16 protein-coding genes are annotated in these 20,629 nt (G+C 45.3%); 7 read left to right on the top strand and 9 right to left on the bottom strand.

The features are described from left to right. Positions 1-97 precede the first annotated feature (97 nt). The 3 genes from PAHA3_RS20965 to PAHA3_RS20955 form a co-directional block, all read right to left on the bottom strand. A complete protein-coding gene (locus tag PAHA3_RS20965) occupies positions 98-3,631 on the bottom strand; it encodes a DUF4073 domain-containing protein (RefSeq protein ID WP_062836639.1) in 3,534 nt (1,177 codons plus the stop codon). A 355-nt stretch (positions 3,632-3,986) separates the two neighbouring features. Beyond that, on the bottom strand, positions 3,987-8,027 hold the full coding sequence (locus PAHA3_RS20960; RefSeq protein WP_062836638.1) for an S-layer homology domain-containing protein: 4,041 nt from the start codon (positions 8,025-8,027) through the stop codon (positions 3,987-3,989). Positions 8,028-8,255: 228 nt separating this feature from the next. Further along, positions 8,256-8,999 (bottom strand): SDR family oxidoreductase, encoded by a 744-nt coding sequence (locus PAHA3_RS20955; protein ID WP_062836637.1) that lies wholly within the window; start codon positions 8,997-8,999, stop codon positions 8,256-8,258. A 240-nt stretch (positions 9,000-9,239) separates the two neighbouring features. Between PAHA3_RS20955 and PAHA3_RS20950 the strand changes: the two genes are divergently transcribed. Then, positions 9,240-9,614 carry a winged helix-turn-helix transcriptional regulator gene (locus tag PAHA3_RS20950; protein ID WP_062836636.1) on the top strand — a complete coding sequence of 125 codons (375 nt, stop codon included), beginning with the start codon at positions 9,240-9,242 and terminating at the stop codon, positions 9,612-9,614. Positions 9,615-9,822: 208 nt separating this feature from the next. Next, positions 9,823-10,869: a CdaR family transcriptional regulator gene (locus tag PAHA3_RS20945; protein ID WP_082762934.1), complete on the top strand. Its 1,047-nt coding sequence runs from the start codon at positions 9,823-9,825 to the stop codon at positions 10,867-10,869. Between the two features lie 136 nt (positions 10,870-11,005). On the opposite strand, the gene PAHA3_RS20940 is transcribed toward PAHA3_RS20945, so the two are convergent. The 3 genes from PAHA3_RS20940 to PAHA3_RS20930 form a co-directional block, all read right to left on the bottom strand. Then, on the bottom strand, positions 11,006-12,172 hold the full coding sequence (locus tag PAHA3_RS20940; RefSeq protein WP_062836635.1) for a glycerate kinase: 1,167 nt from the start codon (positions 12,170-12,172) through the stop codon (positions 11,006-11,008). Between the two features lie 30 nt (positions 12,173-12,202). Beyond that, on the bottom strand, positions 12,203-13,498 hold the full coding sequence (locus PAHA3_RS20935) for a GntP family permease (RefSeq protein WP_062836634.1): 1,296 nt from the start codon (positions 13,496-13,498) through the stop codon (positions 12,203-12,205). 117 nt (positions 13,499-13,615) lie between these two features. Further along, positions 13,616-14,050 carry an Lrp/AsnC family transcriptional regulator gene (locus tag PAHA3_RS20930; protein WP_062836633.1) on the bottom strand — a complete coding sequence of 145 codons (435 nt, stop codon included), beginning with the start codon at positions 14,048-14,050 and terminating at the stop codon, positions 13,616-13,618. 160 nt (positions 14,051-14,210) lie between these two features. On the opposite strand from PAHA3_RS20930, the gene PAHA3_RS20925 reads away from it, so the two are divergent. Next, entirely contained in the window at positions 14,211-14,678 is a 468-nt protein-coding gene (locus tag PAHA3_RS20925; RefSeq protein WP_062837084.1) for a VOC family protein, read from the top strand. A gap of 90 nt (positions 14,679-14,768) precedes the next feature. Here PAHA3_RS20925 and PAHA3_RS20920 read toward each other — a convergent pair whose 3' ends face one another. Next, positions 14,769-15,323 carry a hypothetical protein gene (locus PAHA3_RS20920; protein WP_062836632.1) on the bottom strand — a complete coding sequence of 185 codons (555 nt, stop codon included), beginning with the start codon at positions 15,321-15,323 and terminating at the stop codon, positions 14,769-14,771. A 96-nt stretch (positions 15,324-15,419) separates the two neighbouring features. Between PAHA3_RS20920 and PAHA3_RS20915 the strand changes: the two genes are divergently transcribed. Continuing rightward, entirely contained in the window at positions 15,420-16,337 is a 918-nt protein-coding gene (locus tag PAHA3_RS20915; RefSeq protein WP_062836631.1) for a phosphatidate cytidylyltransferase, read from the top strand. Positions 16,338-16,443: 106 nt separating this feature from the next. On the opposite strand, the gene PAHA3_RS20910 is transcribed toward PAHA3_RS20915, so the two are convergent. Both PAHA3_RS20910 and PAHA3_RS20905 read right to left on the bottom strand, forming a co-directional pair. Next, the gene (locus tag PAHA3_RS20910) at positions 16,444-17,019 is read right to left on the bottom strand and encodes a hypothetical protein (RefSeq protein WP_062836630.1); all 576 of its coding nucleotides are present in this window, start codon (positions 17,017-17,019) and stop codon (positions 16,444-16,446) included. Between the two features lie 370 nt (positions 17,020-17,389). Beyond that, complete coding sequence (locus tag PAHA3_RS20905; protein WP_062836629.1) at positions 17,390-17,767, bottom strand: LysM peptidoglycan-binding domain-containing protein; 378 nt, start codon at positions 17,765-17,767, stop codon at positions 17,390-17,392. Between the two features lie 313 nt (positions 17,768-18,080). Here PAHA3_RS20905 and PAHA3_RS20900 point away from each other — a divergent pair, with 313 nt between their 5' ends. The 3 genes from PAHA3_RS20900 (at position 18,081) to PAHA3_RS20890 (ending at position 20,553) form a co-directional block, all read left to right on the top strand. Further along, complete coding sequence (locus tag PAHA3_RS20900) at positions 18,081-19,133, top strand: bifunctional transcriptional activator/DNA repair enzyme AdaA (RefSeq protein ID WP_062836628.1); 1,053 nt, start codon at positions 18,081-18,083, stop codon at positions 19,131-19,133. A 77-nt stretch (positions 19,134-19,210) separates the two neighbouring features. Further along, a complete protein-coding gene (locus PAHA3_RS20895) occupies positions 19,211-19,984 on the top strand; it encodes an isocitrate lyase/PEP mutase family protein (protein ID WP_062836627.1) in 774 nt (257 codons plus the stop codon). 50 nt (positions 19,985-20,034) lie between these two features. Further along, positions 20,035-20,553 (top strand): hypothetical protein, encoded by a 519-nt coding sequence (locus tag PAHA3_RS20890; RefSeq protein ID WP_062836626.1) that lies wholly within the window; start codon positions 20,035-20,037, stop codon positions 20,551-20,553. The last annotated feature ends 76 nt before the right edge of the window (positions 20,554-20,629 follow it).

Genomic DNA, 20,629 nt, shown 5'->3' with positions numbered 1-20,629 from the left:
ATTCTATCTATTATACTGTCATATCCTATCCATTATTAGGGGTTCTCTTTTCCATATGCTACTGCGTTCATGACCCCTTTTTCTTCTTTTAAAAATATTACTTTTGCGCTGCAGCTTCGATATCTGCATAGGCCCAGTGTGTTGCTGGTACATCACCGAACGTTGGCGAAACGGCACCAGTCAGTGGTGTACGGTTAAACAATACATTCAGCACTTTCACGGCTTCAGCGCGCGTCAGATTGCTATTCGGTTTGAATGTACCATCGTTGTAACCAACCATTAGACCCGCAGATTGCACGTAAGCAATTGCATCTGCTGCCCACAGGTCTGCGGATACATCTGTGAAGGAAACTGCTGTACCATTTACGGTTGTTGCACTCCCTTGTTGCTGCATCCAGCGATACGCAATCGTTGCTATCTGTGCACGGGTAATCGAACCTTCCGGCGCAAATTGAGTCGCGCTCATGCCGTTCATGATGCCAGCGGATTGAGCCTTCTGAATTTCACTAGTTGCCCAGTGTGTTGCAGATACATCCTTGTAGCTCACGCTATCCGCGGAACCTGCTGCCACTTCAGTTGGAAGATTACGAGCCAGCATTGCTGCCATCTGCGCACGTGTTACGAATGCATCTGGGCGGAAATCTGCACCGAAACCTTGGATGTACGGTTGGTGTATACTTTGTGAAGCTTTCAGTCCATCCACAACAACGAGGGTGAACGTACTGAATTTGGTTACAGTAAACTCAATGCCTTCGCTGTTATCTGCGAGTTGCACCAGTTTGCCTTGAATCAATTCTTTTGTGCCGTCACTGTGTTCGATATAGATCGCCAGGTTGTCCAATGCTTGCTGACGAGCAGCCGGATCGGTTGGCAGACTATCTCGCAGTGGCAGAGTCAACGTCACTTCGCGGCTCTGCATATTCGTTTCGATCTCTACCGGACGAGCCAGTACACGAACATTGGTATTCGGAGCAATCTGTTGAATCAACTGCTCTTTCTTTGCACGTTCTTCCACTTCTTTGCGCTCCGATTCCTGTTTCAGTGGAACCACACGGAAGTACAAATCTTGGTCAAATCCAGCAATGGAATTCGTCGGAACGGAGATTACTACATTCTCTGTAGAGATTTCAAGTTTCAGCGAACCATCATTCAATTCTTTTACCGCTGCTTTAGGCAGTTCAATACGTGTCTCGGACACGGAATCTTTGGTGTCTGGGATGACAATACGAGCGGTGTTCATGTTTAATTGTTTTGCTTTTTCCACCGATTCCTTGGCAATCGCTTCGGTCATTTTCACCAGATCTTTGATTGTGCCGTTGGTTTCGGTTGTACGAGTGATTGGTGTCTTGGTCAGGTTGGTGCCGTTTGCCCCATTAACGTCAACCACGATCTGTTCTTGTTTCGTTGTTGGTGCAGGTGTAGATGTTACTGGAGTGGTCGTGGACGATCCACCGCCACCTGTGTTTCCACCCGGGTTAGGTGTTGGCGTATTTGATGTGAACGTAAGTGTTGTCCACTTCCATGCCGGTGTGTTGCCTTTGGCTCTTACACGAACCACAATTATTTGGTTGCCCTCAAATCGATCTGTATCGGTGAATTTAATCCAAGTCTCCCCATTATCTTTAGAGTATTCCATCGTTTCATCTGCACCGATAACCACATTGGCTGTATCATCAGCAGTCACATTAGGCGCTGGGGGAGCAAAGAACAAGTCAAATGCTCTTTGAATATCTTTAATTTTTTCATATCCTCCAACAGGTCGTTCACTAAGCATCCACTCTGCGAGTTGTTGCTGTTCCGCATTCGTTGATAATGTTACTATCTGGTCAAACTTCAGAGGAGATTCCTGAAGACTTAATCCTGGATTGTTGGCTAAAAGTATTTGGTACTGCATTTGAAGCATTTGGTACAAATTCAAGTTATTTAATATCTCACTCGCTGTCTCTGCTTGGTTAATTGAAGGAAATTCTTCAGATAGCGTAAACATTAAACCTACAGCCGATTCAGTGTCCGTTGCAACAGAAGTGAACTTCGCAATATAAGCAATTAACTGCTGATCCGCCTGATTAGCTTTCAGATAAAAATCTGCTGCTTTCTTGAACTGTTCAAACTCTTCCTCAGAGAACAGATTAGCACCTTTTACAATGACCTGATCGTAAATGTTATTTAATGCAGAAGCCATATCTCGGTAATCTAACCGATACCCCAAAAGGATATTGATACTTATATCTACAATAAATTGAACCTGATCTTCATTGTAAGATCCCGATCTCGGAGTCATTTGGACTAATGTAGCAGCAACTGTCTTTTGTTCTTGATCTGTTAGCTCACTAAACGCTCCAGGTTGATTGAGCAGATCTGTATTTTTTAATATGGATAACACTGTAACTTTATCCTGGATATCTATCGCTGCGTTCAGCTGCTTCAGCGATTGCTTCTCAGGAGTGCCAAAGAACTCATCAAATGCTTCCTGCGCGACTTTATATGTTAAATAGCCATTACCCGGCTTTTTCAACAGCATCCAGTCAGCCAGCTTCTCCATTTCAGTCATGTTGGAGGAAATGCTTTTCATTTTACTAAAATCAAGCGGGAATGTACCAACGAGGGTCTCTTTATCTGTGCCTTTAAACGCCTCTGCTTGTTCTTGAAGCTGATATAATTCCGTTAGCGCATTAATCATTTCACTCTGTGTTGAGACATTCGTAAAATTGGTAATTTGGCTCGATGCCATAGAAAGATTCATAACTGATTCTTCAAGGAATGGATTATTAGCAATTCGCTGTAGTTTAATTTTGAATGCCAGCACGTTCTGTTCCAAATCAGAAGCCAGAAAATATCGATCTAACATCGGTTTAATCATATTCAGATATTCAGAACTAACCGATGCTGCAAAAGTAAGAGTTTTGTCGTAATAAGTAGTCAATCTCTCTTGGACATCGGACAACTCATTTGCTTTCATTACTGAAATACCTTGTTGAATATAATCTACCAAAAATTGAACCTCACTGTTACTCTCATACCCATTAGCAGGCTCATTCATATGTCCCGCTAAGGTTACCAGTGCATTTTGCTCTTCCAGAGGTAGAGATTCAAACTCCGGCGTCGTAGTGATGAAATTTTCATTTTTGAACAGTTCAGTTATTTTAGTTGCATCAAAATTTTGACCAATAGAGTTATTGAACTCACCCAGTGGTGTAGTGAACTCAATGGATTGCATCTGATAAGCAAAATCCGAGTAACGATCCTGAACAATTACGTTAAAATAGTAGGTTTCACCTTCTGTTAAGTTGGTAACTATTCTTGAAAATGATCCATCTGTAGACTCTGAACCAGAAATCCAATTGCCATAAGAATGATCTACTGTGCTATTGTTGATTTCGTTCGCGTCCGTAAGATCAGAGTTTTTGGAAAAGAAAACCCTATAACTTAATTCATATGATGCAGTATTATCGGATTGAGCATATTCCCATTTAACCTCTACCGAATTATCGTCCACACCCTTCACCGTGATTAAACCATTATTACCGGGTACCGGATACAATGCTCCTGCACTAACCTTTCCTGCTGGTGCAAGCCATGGAGCCACCAACACCAAAATAAGCAACATGCTCATTATTTTTCTGTACTGCATTTTTATTTTCCCTCCCTAATCTCGCTTGTTAAATATAGGCCTATTGTAGTACACAACTCTGAACGGATTCTGAACATTAGAGCAAATAAAAGGTATTAGTACCACTTACAGATATAATTTTTGTGGAAAATATCATTTTTTTTCGTCATTATTCAACATTTTTATTTTGAGATATACTATCTTAGACCTATAAATGCATAACACGAGATTCAAACAAAATTAGAATATACTTCTCTAAATTTCAGTAGAACAAAAGAAGACCACCTATTTTTGGGGTGGCCTTCTTTGTTCTACCATATTAGCTTGCTCGGAACTAAAAACTACGAGCTTTTAGTCTCTTGATCTTGCACTGATATTACTTCTGCGCAGCAGCTTCGATATCTGCATAGGCCCAGTGTGTTGCTGGTACATCGTTGAACGTTGGCGTAACTGCACCAGTGAGTGGTTCGCGGTTGAACAATACGTTCAACACTTTCACCGCTTCAGCACGCGTCAGCTTACTGTTCGGTTTGAATGTACCATCGTTGTAACCAACCATCAGGCCAGCGGATTGCACGTATGCAATGGCTTCTGCTGCCCACAGGTCTGCGGATACATCTGTGAAGGAAACTGCTGTACCATTTACGGTTGTAGTACCCGCCTGTTGCTGCTGCATCCAGCGGTATGCAATCATCGCCATTTGAGCACGGGTGATCGAACCTTCCGGCGCAAATTGAGTCGCGCTCATGCCGTTCATGATGCCTGCGGATTGAGCCTTTTGAATCTCACTTGTTGCCCAGTGTGTTGCAGATATATCCTTGTAGCTCACGCTATCCGCGGAACCTGCTGCCACTTCAGTTGGAAGATTGCGAGCCAGCATCGCTGCCATTTGTGCACGTGTTACGAATGCATCTGGACGGAAATCTGCACCGAAACCTTGGATGTACGGCTGGTGTTTACTTTGTGAAGCTTTCAGTCCATCCACAACAACGAGAGTGAACGTACTGAATTTCGTTACGGTAAATTCGATGCCTTCGCTGTTATCTGCCAGTTGCACCAGTTTGCCTTGAATCAATTCTTTTGTTCCGTCACTGTGTTCGATGTAGATCGCCAGGTTGTCCAAAGCCTGCTGACGAGCAGCCGGATCGGTTGGCAAGCTGTCACGTAGTGGCAAAGTCAACGTCACTTCGCGACTCTGCATATTCGTGTCGATCTCTACCGGACGAGCCAGTACACGAACATTGGTATTCGGAGCAATCTGTTGAATCAACTGCTCTTTCTTTGCACGTTCTTCCACTTCTTTGCGCTCCGATTCCTGTTTCAGTGGAACTACACGGAAGTACAAATCTTGGTCAAATCCAGCGATGGAATTCGTCGGAACAGAGATGATCGCATTCTCTGTAGAAATCTCCAGCTTGAGTGAACCATCATTCAGTGCTTTTACCGCTGCTTTAGGCAGTTCAATACGTGTCTCGGACACGGCATCTTTGGTGTCTGGAATGACAATGCGTGCTGTATTCATGTTTAATTGCTTCGCTTTTTCCACCGATTCCTTGGCAATCGCTTCGGTCATTTTCACCAAATCTTTGATCGTGCCGTTGGTTTCGGTTGTACGGGTGATCGGTGTCTTGGTCAAGTTGGTACCATTTGCCCCATTAACGTCAACCACGATCTGTTCTTGTTTCGTTGTTGGTGCAGGGGTAGACGTTACTGGTGTGGTCGTGGAAGATCCACCACCAGTGTTTCCACCCGGGTTAGGCGTTGAGCCATTACCGTTATCAGTGTTGCTATCACCGTTCTGTGTAAAGACAATCTTTATCGCGCGTCCTGGCAGTTCATCACTAACTGCTTTATGACGAACCCATACCGTTTTATTACCACTAAAGTCCGTTTTCTGAATAGAGGCAACGTCAATCCAATGCAGTTTGTCGTCAAAGGAGATTTCCATCGTGCTGTCCAAGCCCGTTAGGGTGTTATTGATGTCATTGCCCTTCACATTAGGAGCCGTAAAGAATCGATTAAATACATATTGCAGATTCCCAACATCCTCATAGCTGTCTTGTTCAGTGAGCATCCACTCTGCCAGTTCCTTTTGATCTTCGGAACTGAGTTCTGCCCTTTTGGATACATCGAGGGCGCCTGTAAGATCAAATTCGTATTTCTCGAAGAAAGGTTCCGCGTCAATTTGAACGTTCATAGCATCTTCGAGCCATTGATTCATTGGAATCAACTTGGTAGCCTTATCAATAGACTGATACGATTCAGTGAAAAGATATAGCACAATCATAGGTTCCACAATATCTCCTTGATAATAGCCTTCCAACTTTTCGTAGGCTATTGAATACAAGAATCTATAAGCAAAAACTTTTTTATCTATTTCATTGGTACGTTTCAAGTAATCTTTACCATAAGTGCTAAATTCATTTGCTTGTTGATCATTAAAGTAATTTGATGCATCTTTCAATTTCTGAGCAAATGCATCCAGTGTATTTTCTAGAGCAGTAAGTTCATTCTGATCCCACAGAGATTGTACCAAGACACCAAGCTCAATCATATATTGAACCTGATCTGTATTCTTAAAATCTCCTTTTGCATATTGGATAAGGAATCCTGCAATGAACTCTTTAACCTGCGGGGTTAACGTATCATAGCTAGCAGGCAACGTAATACCCAGAGCTGGATTTTCCATAGCTACACGCATAGTATCTCTGTTAGAGTTGCTTTTTGCAGCATTTAAGGCAGTCAATGGATCGCTATCGTTATCATCAGGGAAAAATTTATTAAATGCAGTCTGAATTTCTTCAAAACTTGCATATCCACCAAGTGGTCTCTCACTAAGCATATGGTCTGCCAATTGTTGCTTGTACTCGTTCGTTAAGGTATCCATTTCGGCAAAGTCCAGAGGGAAAGCATCCAACGGACTTTCTGGGTAATCGGAGTTATATTTCTCAACATCTTTCTGAATAGATCTGAATTGCTCCAAAGAACCCAACACTTCTGCTTCCGTTAAGGCTTGGTTAAGATAAGGTGTTCTTTCAACAGCAGTGTCCGTGAATTTGACTACTCGGGAGATGGACTCTTTCCCTTTTAGCCTAATTGCATATCGATACTTAGTCATCCATTTGTCCATTTCGGAGGATGTGAGGTAAGTATTAATAAGTCGGTAGTATTCCCCTTCTGGATCGGGCTCTTTGAAATGATTTACTCGCTCTGCTTGCTTGTTATAAAACTCATCAAGTGCAGCTATTGCGTTTGGTCCATCAATTTCGCGTGTGACTTCAAGTGCCTTCAAGGCTACTTGCACCAAAAATTCAACATCTTCTTTTTTCTCATATCCGGCATTCGTTGGTGGTTCTATATCTAGTAAGTATATTGCGATATCCTCCTGATCTTTGACAGAAAGCATCTTGAAGTCAGGCTCAGTGATGAATTGTTCATCGCGCAGTAGTGCAATCATATCTTGGATAAAATCATTGCTGTTACCCCGATCCGCTTCTTTCTTCAGTTCGTTATATTTGGTAAGCGGTGTATCGCCATTGAAGAACGCATCAAACGCAGTTTGAACCTGGGATACCGTTTCATAACCGTTTTGCGGCTTATGATCAATCATCCATTGAGCCAGTTCGGATTTTTTGGTTGTATCGTTCTGGATGGTCGACATCTTTTCCATATCAAAAACAAAAGGCTGGATGTTAGGGTTTGGATTAAAAATGACATTCATTTGAATGAAATCATACATACCATAAAGATTATCCAATGATGCTTCCATGCTGGAAAGGTCAAGTGCTCGATTCAGTTCTTTATATTCGGATTCGGATATCTTAGTAACCATAAATTCCAACTGACTATTAAAATGCGTAGGATCGCTAGAATTCATGAAAATAATATTAAAGAACATAAGATTACTCGTAAACATTGATAAGTCTGCGCCCATTAAACTCATATAATCATTGCCAGCTTGTGTCCAATCAGATTTTCCAACATTCGGGAAATATGTGGACCATTCTGCCAGCAGGCTATAAACCAGAGTGATGTTGTACTGCAATACGCTCGACTCAGTCTGCTTAGGAAGTGTGATAAGATGGTAAACCAAATTAAATACGTAATTGGCCTGATTGTTGTTCTCATATGGAAACTCCAGTGGAAGCAGCAAGACCATGCCTCTGGCAATTTCATATTTTTGATTATCGTTCAATGCTTCATAGTCTTCAGGCAGTGTAATTAAATCTTGTTGTTCAAGTAAATTCTGAACATGGGTCACCGTCGTACTCTCATCCGACTCAATATACATCTCTCTCTCCAAATTAAGTTGATCCAATGGACTAAACGGGTCAGCACTTGCAACCCCACCCACGCTAACCACCTGTAATAACAAAACCGCAACTAAAAGGCAGCTTATCAGCTTTCTGTAATTCATGTAATTGATCCTCCCTATCTCATGTTTTTTACACACAAATCCATTACCTCTGATACGTAAGGCCTATTGTATTGCACTGCGATAAACAGAATCTAAACAAAAAGAGCAAATAAAAGGAAAAAGATCCACCCCGTAGTAAAAAAACAGGATAGATCTCAACTTTTTTCGTCATAATTCATCATTTTATTTTTGAAAAATCATTATTTTAGACCTATATAACTTCAGCTCTTAAATCAAGGTGTACCCGCCATCCACATACAACGTACTGCCCGTCGTGAATGTATTTGTCATTAGATACGTAACGGTATGTGCAATTTCTTCATTGTAGCCAACCCGCTTGAGCAGGGACAGCTTCTCATAATCATTAAAATGATCGCCGCGCGGCGTGCCTTCCTGCCCTTCCCGCCAGATTGTCCCGGGGGATACGACATTCACACGAACCGGTGCTAATTCCACCGCGAGTGCTTTACCCAGACTCTCAATTGCACCGTTACATGCAGCATAGGAAGCACCACCATCCAATGGTCGTTGGCTGAATCCACCAGACATTAACGTGATTGAGCCGGAAGCTGAAAGATGCGGTACAGCGTACTTAGCCGCAAAGTATTGAGGCCAGAACTTGCCTTTGAAACAACTCTCTGCCGTCTCCCGATCCGATGTCAGTGGTCCCCGGATGTAGGTAGCTCCGGGCGTGAACAGATGATCGAAGGTTCCGATCCGAGCAAAAAATGCTTCGAGTTGCTGTTCATCCTGATTGTCCAATACATGAACTTCCACCACCGCTTCCCCATGCTCGCCTTTGCCTAGAACCTTCGCAATCTGTTCCCTCGCTTCCTCCAGTCTGGACGCTGATCTGCCTGCTATAATCACATCCGCACCTGCTTCTGCTGCATGGATTGCTGTAGCCAGTCCGATGCCTGAGCTACCGCCAATAACAACGACCCGTTTATTCTCCAATGTATAGTGACTCATCTATGCTCATCCTCTCATCTCCGGTTATATAAGTGCATGTGCTCTCACGTTGTGTTCATTATTCATGAAATGAAGAACGTTGAATAGTACGCATTTACATCGTACCTAGTACGAATATTCGTACTATTGGAGCAGCTCACCACGGTTTTCCCCCATTTTTTCATAGAGACGATCGAGCAGAGACCACGAAAATCCGGTATGATGGAGATACATATAGACGTATAAATCGAGGTGATTACTATGAATTTACAAGAACCAAGGTTACAAGGAGTATTAACAACGCTGGAGACCATTAATGGGAAGTGGAAACCCCTTATCTTGTTTATTTTATTGAAGGAAGGTACGAAACGATTTGGTGAACTACGACGCATGATTCCTGATGTAGCCCAAGGCACGTTAACGAAACAACTTCGCGAGCTGGAGCAGGATCGAATTATTGTGCGTACGCTTTATGGGGATGTTCCACCGAGGGTAGAGTACAGCCTGTCTGAACACGGCCAGACGATCGGTACGTTATTGGACGGCATGTGTGGCTGGGGTAAAGCACATCTGAACTACCTGAACAGCACACAAGGTGCCATAACGGACAAGGGTAACACGAGCGAAGCGACTTGAATAATAACTATAAAATGAAATGCTACAGCAAGGTATCAGGTATCAACAATCCAGCCATTCCAGGAACACCTTAATCCTGACCGTCCTGCTTGTGTAAGCCTTACCATTCCTCTATAATTTCGTTCAGATGCACAATATGGTATCGGGCGGAATCATCATCAGAGAAGATGCGCATTTAGCACGATGAGATGGAAGGGGAGGAGCTTCGTTGTTGCAGCTTTCGGAAAAACAGGCACAGGATATTGTCGATAAAATGATGCAGGACATCCCATACAACATCAACATTATGAATGAACATGGCATTATTATTGGAAGTGGTCAGAAGGAACGTGTGGGCACAGTTCATCAGGGTGCTGTCCGCGCGTTAACGACAGGAAGCAGGATTGAAGTCTGGCAGGATGGCATACTGGAGAAAATGGGGACCAACGAACCGATTCTAATCAATCAGCAGCATGTCGGAGTCATTGGCATATCCGGTCATCCGGATGAAGTTCGACCTTTCTGCAACATCGTACGCACCACCGTATCTCTCCTGATCGAACAGCGTAATCAATTGGAAAGTATGGCCCATGAAGCTTCACGTCAAAAAGCCTTTATCGAACGACTGCTGAATCAATCGGGTTCCTACTCACAAAAGGTCAAAAAGGAAGCTCTGCAATATCGTATCGATCTGCATTTGCCGACCGTTCTTCTATATGTCCGTTTCCCCATGAAAACCATAGCCGCTGACACTGAGATAAACCGAATATTGCTCCAAGTTCCTTCATTCTCTGTTGAAGGTGATGGCGACACACAGATCATCCTGATCCAGAATGAAGCAGACGTTGATCCGATGATTCAGCGTTTGAGACAGATCACACCCGCAGCATTCATCGCCGTCAGCCAAAAAGAAGCGAATATCGCCACCAGTTACGAACAGGCCCGGTCTGTGATGAACATCCTGCTGGCGCTTCAACCAGACTCACCGATCATTCGGTATGAGGATGTGCCCTTTTTGGTACGATTCAGTACGGCTGATCTAACACCGCATGCCAATATCGTCAGCAAACTTGAGGATACAGCTGACCTGCTGGATACGTTGCGCAGTTTTATCCATCATAACGGCAGCATGACCACAACAGCGGACCATCTCAATATTCATCGCAATACCCTTCAATATCGGCTCAAACGCATACAGACCCTGACGGGCAAAGACCCGCGTAATTGGCTCGAACTCATCGAGCTTACCCACGGGTTACTCGCGTTCTATCAGTAGCGTCAGAACAGCTTCGAGAATAGCAAAAAGACGAGACACAGATCACCTGATCTAGGCATATCTGTATCCCGTCTTTGTCACATCTCAGTCCAATACGTCTCCTAAGACCCTGCACGACCTTATGCAAAATACTCACCTAAGATAGCAGACCCAGCTTCAGCACCCTGGCAATATTCTCGGTTGTACGCTCCACATTCTCCGGGCCTTCTCGCAATAGTCGCTCCAGATCTGCTGCCCCAGGCACAATACCAAATATGGCATCAATGCCTTCCCCGTACAGGGTGTCAATCCCTTCGCCCACGTAGCCTGCAATGGCAATTACAGGTTTACCCGCTTCCTTGGCTGCACGAGCAACGCCATAGGGGGTCTTGCCAAATTTCGTTTGAAAGTCGATACCGCCTTCGCCCGTAAATACGACATCCGCAGCAATTAATTTTTCACGCAACTCAGTGTATTCAATGACAATTTCAACGCCTTTACGCAACACTGCCTGTGTAAAAATCAAAAGTCCCGCACCCAGTCCGCCAGCCGCTCCGGCACCGGGTGTATCACGGATATCTTTGTGCAGCTGCTGCTTTACGACATCTGCATAATGGGACAGGTTCGCATCCAGCTGCTCAACCATCTCTGGGGTAGCCCCTTTTTGCGGCCCAAACACCCTTGATGCACCATGCTCCCCACAGAGCGGATTGTTCACATCACAGGCCACAATGAACTCCACTTCCTGCAAACGCTCATCTAGACCCGACACATCAATCTGGGCCAGTTGATCCAAAGCCCCTCCACCCCGTGCAAGTGGCTGACCCTGTTCATCCAGAAATTTCGCGCCAAGCGCTTCAGCCATGCCGGCACCACCATCATTAGTCGCACTGCCACCAATGCCGATGATGATTTTGCGTATGCCACGGTCCAGACACGCTCGAATCAACTCGCCCGTTCCATAGGTTGTCGTCCGTAGGGGATCTCGGTTTTCTTTGGTTACCAGATGTATGCCACTGGCCGATGCCATCTCGATGGCCGCCGTTGTTCCGTCACCCAGAATGCCATACTGGGCAGTTACTGTCTGACCTAATGGGCCGCTCACCTCTTGCTGGTGAAGGGAACCACTGGAAGCATCCACAAGGGACTGTACCGTGCCTTCCCCACCATCCGCCATGGGTACATGAATATAACTTGCCGTCGGGTATATTTTACGCAATCCTTTTTCCATCGCGACACATACTTCTTTCGCTGTCATGCTTTCTTTAAACGAATCCGGTGCCAGAACAAATGTCTTCTCTCTAGTCTCTTCAGTTTCTCTCATCTCTCTCACTCCATCCGTTAGATTAAAGAATTAAAGAATAAATCCGTACAGTAACGTCGCTACAATAGCCATCGTGCCACCCACAATCGCTTCATATGGAATAACGCCCATCCGCTGACGAATCGTCATCTTCATACTGTCAGCCGACACGTGGAAGTAATTGCCCTGTGGCAAGGAATCAATAACGGTTGCCCCAGTGTGCACCATCACGGCAGCTGCGAGCGGCGCTGTGCCCATGTTCAAAATGGCGTCACCGAAGGAGCCTGTTGCCAAAATAACTCCTGTCGACGTCGAAGCCGTCGCTGCCGCCATCAGAATTCCCGCGATCGGTGCGAGGAAGGTACCGGATATTCCGGATGCTTCAATCAGACCCACCACCTGACCTGACAGATCTGAAGCAGAGATGAGTCCTGCGATTCCTCCTGCACCTACCAGAATGAGCACGGTTGCTGTCATTTTATTTAATCCTGCGGTTGAGTATTTCACGATGTTTCTACCTTGTCCCATCGCCAACATACCGATGATGCCTGCAATTGGCAGGATGTACATCGCATCCACTTTAAAAGTAGACAGTGCTTCAATGCCCGCAATAGAGCCGATTGGATTGATCATCAACAGAATGATCGCAACCAACGGGGCAACAACGGCCTTGTTCAGTGGTGGATACTTCGATGTATCTACATCGCCCTGTTCTGCTTCCTGATCAGTAACCATTACACCCTTGTTCTTGAGCATTGAAGCTACAATTACAGTTACAATCAAGCCGCAGATCGCTGGAATTACGCCTGCCAGCATGACGTTGCTCAGATCCAGATCAAATCCTCGCGCTGCTGCAATGGTATTGGGATTCGGGGAGATAATGTTCCCCGCCTTGCCCCCACCCGATAAGGCCAGCAGCAATGCCAATTTGGATATACCCATTTTATTACCTACAGACAAGGCAATCGGTGCAACGATCAGTACAGCTACGGGGATGAACACCCCAACAGCGGTGATGATCATCGTGGCCAGTGCTAACGCCAGAATGGCTTTACTTCCGCCAAATTTACGTACGATCGCCTGCGCTATCGTCTCCGCTGCCCCCGATTCCATCATCACACCCGCAAGCACCCCGGCAGCCAGTACGCGGAGTACGGTTCCCATGACACTCTGTGTGCCATCCACCAGTATATTTACGGTCTCTTCCAGGTTCGCTCCGCCAATTAAAGCGCCTACAATTGCGCCCAGAAATAAAGAATAGACCGGGTTCAGCTTTCTCAAAATCAAAATGATCGCAATAGCCAGTCCTGCCAGAGCACCAATCCAGCTAATCGTTAATGGTTCCATTGTCAATTGCCCCCCATGCACTTGTTGAACACGCTTTCATTATAGTTGCTGGAGGCCAGAATAAATATTGATGAAAGGACGAAATTCATTGTGCATATGCACAACGAACTTCATCACCTAGAGGAGAATACGATTTTCCATGATATTTTTCATGCTGATATGGGATTTCGAGGGTCCCAGCTTCACCAGTGAATCCTGAAACTCGGCAAGCTCTGCAATAGACGCCGTCTGTACCTTGATCAGATAGTTATACTCACCGCTAATCCGATAGACGTCCGTAACTTCGATGGCCTGTTCACAGAACTGAACCAACTCGTCGCAATGCTCTGTTTTGAGCAAAATAAATGTTGTGGTACCACGGTTCAATTGAGCTAGGTTGTAGATCGTCGAATATCCCGATATCACACCTCTCTCCTCCAGTTTCAGGATTCTTTCCTTTACCGAAGGCTGGGACATGTTAATTTCTTTGCTAATCTGTGCAACCGGCATACGTGCATGATGTTGCAGCAAACGCATAATCTGCTGATCGATCTCATCTATCATGTGTTCCATTGGTAAGACCTCCGAGTCGTCGCCTTATTTAATAAGGTTTTCCTAATAAATTAGCTAAGAATATATTGATTTTATCTCATTATATCCTTTGATATCATATGGTTCCAACGCGATATTGTCCCTATACTTTAGAATACAATCTGAAGAGGGAGCGATGAACGTGAGTGTTATAGGACTTGCACATGTGGCTATTCAGGCCCAAAATTATAAAGATACCCTGGCGTTTTATACAAAAGTATTAGGATTTAAGGTCGGTCACTCCTGGAGTTTGCCTTCCTTCCACATTACCGAGGCATGTATGCTGATCTCTCCGGATCAACGCACCTGCATTGAGGTGTTTGACCCGAATGCGGTCATTCCTGCGGAGGGTGAACCTGCCACCTCTCCTGAAGCGGTCCGGCACGGCGCACTATTACATTTCGCCTTTTACGTGCATGATGTAGAAGACATCTATCAGCGAGCGCTCGCACATGGGGCCAAGGCCTATGTTGAACCGGATTGGATATCGCTTGGAGAACCTGCACTTCGGGTTAGAAATGCGCTCGTCCACAGTCCGAATGGTGAAGTGATTGAATTCCTCGAAGAGGTTAATTTCGACCGATCCTCATCCTCACCATCAACTATATGAAGTACACAAACAGCCTGTTGCCTCTTCATCCGTGGCAGCAGGCTGCTTTATTGTTGATCTTACTTGAGAGCATCAGCACACGCACCTACCCTATTCCTGCTCTGCATTCCCCAGTGTATACTCGCTTAGCTTCCCTTCATAGACCAATTGCAATCGTTCACTCTGGCGAAAATCATCCGGTGTCACCAACGCCGGCAGCTTGTTCCACAACTTGATGCCTGAACGCTGTAGAATCTCGGCTACAAATTGGGAGCAGAAATAGGAGTTGCTGAACTCCACCGGCTCCTTGAGCGTAATGCCGATCACGCCGAGCAGATTGTACATATATTTCTGGCGGCTGCGGATGAAGATGTGCAGCACGCGTTTCATCTTTTCCACTTCACGATCTGTCACTTGAAGCTCATATATGACACATGTCGTATTGGGATACTTGCTGTATGTACCTGTCTGGATATCTTCCTTCACAAACCCGCCGTTCAGCGGATTGCTCGGATGCTTGCGGCCGAAGCTGTACAGCTCGGTTAACTCCCGGTCAAATGAGATCGATGCGTGATTATATGGCGCTCGGGTATAGCTCTGAATAACCTTCGTAAACAGCGTTCCTGTATTCGTAAGCAGGATATAGATGGAGCGTTCATCTGTCATAGCAAAATTTCCCCTTATCAAGTTGGCACTATTCCTTCATAATAACATAGGTACCCTATAATGGAATCTTACTTTGAATAAGCAGGTGATCGGTACGTGAGCAGTTCACTCTTTACACTAACGCTAATCTTCACAGCTTTACTTGTGATACATATCGTGTACAAAGTTATTGCAAAGCTTCAGCCAACCAAAGACTATTCAGGCATCGGCCAAAAAATCAAAACCTGGTGGGGCATGTTCGTGATCTTCTGCCTCGCCACCCTTTTTAACCCCATCGTGTCCCTCATCTCGCTCATGGTGCTTGCATTCTTCTCACTCAAAGAATACTTCTCCATGATTCGCAGTACGCGCAAGGCCGACCGCAGGCTGTTCCTGTGGGCGTATCTGGCGATTCCGGTTCAGTTCTACTGGATCTACATTGGATGGTATGGCATGTTTATCGTGTTTATTCCGCTATATGTGTTCCTGGTGCTGCCCTTGCCACGCCTGATTAACAAAGGTACGGTCGGTTTCCTGCGCAGTGTCAGCTCCACACAATGGGGATTAATGCTGATGGTGTTCGGACTGAGTCACCTTGCCTATTTCCCATTCGCCACACCGGAGTACGGGTCCAAGCTGGTGCTGTTTCTCGTCGTGTTAACGCAGCTTAACGATGTGGTGCATTATCTGGTCTCTCTCTATCTGGGCAAACGAAAAGTGGTGCCCACAGCCAATCCTTTTGTCACCTGGGAAGGATTCGCCTGTGCATTCATTGTAACGACAGCAACGTCTTATTTTATCCATCCTTACCTGACGCCATTTGATTGGAAATTCTCGCTGTTCATCGGGGTGCTGATCAGTCTGGCTGGATTCTTCGGCAGTCTGACGGTATCTGTACTGAAGCGCGATCTATTAATCGGGGATGATAACAAGTTCGATTCGCTCAAAAAAAGCTACCTAAGCCGGGTCGACAGCCTGACCTACACCTCTCCGGTTATGTTCCACGTGGTCCGTTATTTCTTTGACTTTATGTAGCGGCAGATAGATCAGCGATCTTGTAATTAGGTATGTAAAAAAAGCAGCCAAAGTGGCTGCTTTTCCTGTTCAACAGGCTCCAGACGAAGCCTTCATGATGTTTCTGTTACTTCAACGTAATTTCTTTCTCGGACAGGATTTCGTTCCCCTCATCATTCGTGAACACAAACGTAGCTTTGCCGCGCTCGCCCTTCATCTCATCCGAATAGATAAAGCCTGAGAACTGTCCATTGCCGCTAAAGTAAAAGCCCTCTTCACCATTTCCACCATGTTCAATGGCTTCCTGAAGCGAATTCACAATCGTCACCGTGTTAGACGTCCATCTCATCTCCGTTAGTGCATAGCCCTTCGGAACCTGTTTAATTCCAAAATCAAAGCTATTGCCCTCCATCGGTTTCTCCGACTGGTCGATGACGATATCAATCTGCTCCGACGGTTCAGTGGATTCCGATTGCGCCGTAGGCTTTCCTTCATCACCACTGGTACTGCCTTGGTCATTGTTATTCTTCGCATCCGCATTGGGAACAGAGCTTTCCCCAGCTTCCTCTATGGGTTGCTTTGATTGCGGATAGGCATGCTCCTGAACGGATTCGTTATTATTTTTGGCACCACAGGCACTGAGTAATAGCGAAATACAGAGCACAGACATGCAAAGTGCAGATTTCTTTATATTCATGTTCATCATCTCATTCTCCCTTCATCTATCTACAGCACATATATCTATATCAGTTGAACTAATCATTTACACGATAACGGAGAGGACAGAAAAAACCTGAAAAAGCGAAGCGTTCGCCTTTATCGCCGGATTTTCCCTTTAAGAAAAGGGAATCAAAAAATCTGGGGATAACAGCGATTGGAAGGTTATTCTGTCATCGTAGTGTCAGTGTAGATATTCTTTAGTTCAACTTATATAGCACACCACTTACTAATCACTACACCATATCGTCCCTCATGAAGCTCCATTATATGTAAATGATTAATAAATTCAGTATGCGAATGTACCTCGATGAATAAAGTAAGAATTCTGTTAATGACGTCATGCACCGTTTATTTTATCGATCAAATCCTGGCAAGACTAAGACTTGTCCAATTCGAATGGAGTTTTGCTCCAGTTCGTTTACTTTTTTGACTGCTTCTATATATACACGCGTATCCATCTGCTGAGGTTTATGCGCCAAAGAAATACTCCACAGCGTATCTCCCTGAGATACAACGACCTGGTCCCCTGATAACAACTGTTCATCCCCAGCAAATACGGTGAATACAGCACTGCATCCTATGATTATAATTAGGACTATGATGATCATCTTCGAAAGCCAGGTTGGCATCTTTACACGCTGCATGAATTGCTTTTTGACATACATGGTGCGAGACTCGGACGTTTTTGTATAAACGGGTTCATAAATACTTTTGTACGTGGAATATCTCATTCTAGTCGACCTCCAAACTTTCGTTCCGCTAATCTTAGTTTTAGTTTTTTCATGCTTACCTATGTAATTTTCCTATAACAATGAACCGTCAATAATCATCTTTTTTACCAAATAGGCATCTTTGCCTAAATCACTCTACTTGGATAGGTCTATATTACCAGTTCACTCTAAACAAATTCTGAACAAAACGAATTCCTTCTCCAATCAAATTCAACATATCGAATATTCATGCCTGATTTTCGGCGATGCTTGCTGTAACACTTTTCTATAATGGGATAAAGATTAAGATTCTAACGAGGTAAGGACGTGCCCCATGATTTCTGATGATCTAAAGGAACAATATTACGAGGCGCTTGTGGCCAAGGATTCGGAATACGAAGGTTTATTCTATGTTGGGGTCCGAACCACAGGTGTGTTCTGTCGTCCCACATGCCCGGCGCGGAAGCCTAAATTCGAAAACTGTGAATTCTATGAGACGGCTCAGCAGGCACTTCTGGCTTCGTATCGCCCTTGCCAGCGCTGTCGCCCGTTATCTCATCCCAACCAAGTATCGGATGTCGTTCGCATCTTGGTGGAAGCTGTCGAGAAACAACCGGAGAAACGATGGAAAGAGCAGGACTTCAAGGCCCTCTCCATCGATGAGTCCACGGCGCGCCGACAATTTAAGAAGCGGTTCGGCATGACCTTTGTCGAATATGCCCGTGCCCGCCGCATGGGACTTGCCCTGAAAAACATTCGCTCCGGCCGCACCGTGATCGATAGCCAATTATCTACCGGATATGAGTCAAGCAGTGGCTTCCGCGATGCCTTTTCACGGATCATGGGTGCCGCCCCTACACAAGTTGATGAAGGGCATATCCTGAAAGCGTCCTGGATTGACACCCGCCTTGGTCCGATGATGGCTATTGCTGATGAGGAGTCGCTATATTTACTGGAATTTGTGGACCGAAGAGGCTTGGAGCGTGAGGTTGAGCGTCTGCGTAAACGAACCAAATCGGCTATTGTTCCCGGTACTACGGCTCCCATACAGTCCATTGAGCGAGAATTAAACGAGTATTTTCAGGGCGAAAGGACAGCATTCGACACACCGTTGTTCTGTTTAGGAACACCATTTCAAAAACGTGTGTGGGACGAGCTTATAGCCATTCCGGCAGGGGAGACGAGGTCGTATCAAGATATTGCGAATGCACTGGGAAAACCAACTGCGTGTCGAGCCGTGGCACAGGCAAATGGGGCCAACCAGCTTGCGATTGTGATCCCATGTCACCGAGTAATCAATGCCAGTGGTGAACTGGGCGGATACGGCGGGGGATTAACTCGCAAAAACTGGCTTTTGACTCACGAGAAACAGGAACAGGATAGCTGAAAAACGGAATGAATTAATGGAGTTCGCATCAAATGTCAAAACGAATACATGATATAACAAAGGAGAGTCCACATAATATGAGTACCTTAGAAGAAAAAGCTACGTTGTTCCAACAATACCATGTGAAGGGAAAACCACTTGTTCTGGTCAATGTGTGGGATGCTGGAAGCGCACAAGCCATGCAATCGGTTGGAGCAACGGCCATTGCAACCGGAAGCTGGTCCGTCGCTGCGGCCCATGGTGAGCAAGATGGGGAAGCCATGCCATTCCATCTGGTACTTGCCAATCTCGCACGGATTACAGGGAGCGTGGATCTGCCTGTAACGATCGATATAGAGGGAGGGTATGGGAGGTTGGTGTCAGAAGTGAAGCAAAATATCCTGCAAGTCATCGATCATGGTGCAGTAGGAGTCAACATTGAAGATCAACTCTCCGCTGGCTCGGGATTGTACACTGTGGAGGAGCAATGCCCGAGGCTGTCCGCCGCCCGGGAAGCTGCGGAGCAGGCAGGCATACCCTTGTTCATTAACGCTCGCACAGATATTTTTCTACAACACGCACCTGAACACCATAACCAATCTCTCCTAGAGGAAGCTCTTATACGTTCGAACCATTATGCAGAGGCAGGAGCCAGCGGTCTGTTCGTACCGGGTTTACAGGATCACCAACTGATTCAAGAATTGTGTGAGCGTTCGCCACTGCCAATTAACGTCATGGTTACCTCTTCTGAACCTTCACCAAAACAACTCGCTGCGCTGGGTGTAGCACGCGTAAGCTATGGACCTTATCCTTATCTGCAAGCTATGGAACATCTGAAAGAACTGGGGAGAAGTATTTTATCGGGAAATTAACTGGAGGGCATGTTATAATCACCTCTATTGAACATTTACAGGAGGCAATTATGCTTAACGTGGAACAAAAGCTAGAAGTGTTACAATCGTATCCCCAACTGCAACGCAAAGATGTTTCTCTCGGTCGAGTTAATTTCCACTACGAAGAAAGTGCGTATGATAAAAAGATTGTTGCTCTCCATATCCATCCTAACGGTAACGGTTATATCTATGCAGGGTTATTGCCCAACGTTGAGACCGATGCCAAAGGATTCGTCAATATTCGTGATTACTCCGAAGCAGATCTGCGCACATTGTTAGATGAAACGATCCAAGCGATGTCTCACAATCCCAACGCAGTTGAATTCGAAGAGCCAGCACAAGTAAAAGCTGCTGCTCCTGCATTGGCTACAACCTCTACGGGTGGCGGAACATGGGTCGATGAAGATGGACATACGCTGACTTTAAAATATGAAGATGACATGTGGTACGTCTATTCCGGTGTTAATCTGGATATGGCTTTCGAAAAGCGTAGCGAAGCTGGCGAGTATCTCAAAGAGGAAGGCTTCAAACCACAGACTCAAGCTTAACGCGCATACACATTAGTTTGGATTGCACAAAGATTGTTGAAGGTATATTCAGCGATTTAGGATGATACCAAAAACA

Origin of the sequence: Paenibacillus amylolyticus (assembly GCF_001570725.1) — a bacterium.
GTDB lineage: Bacteria > Bacillota > Bacilli > Paenibacillales > Paenibacillaceae > Paenibacillus > Paenibacillus amylolyticus_A.
The sequence above is the reverse complement of the archived record's forward strand: the minus strand, read 5'-3'. Positions and strand labels throughout refer to the sequence as shown.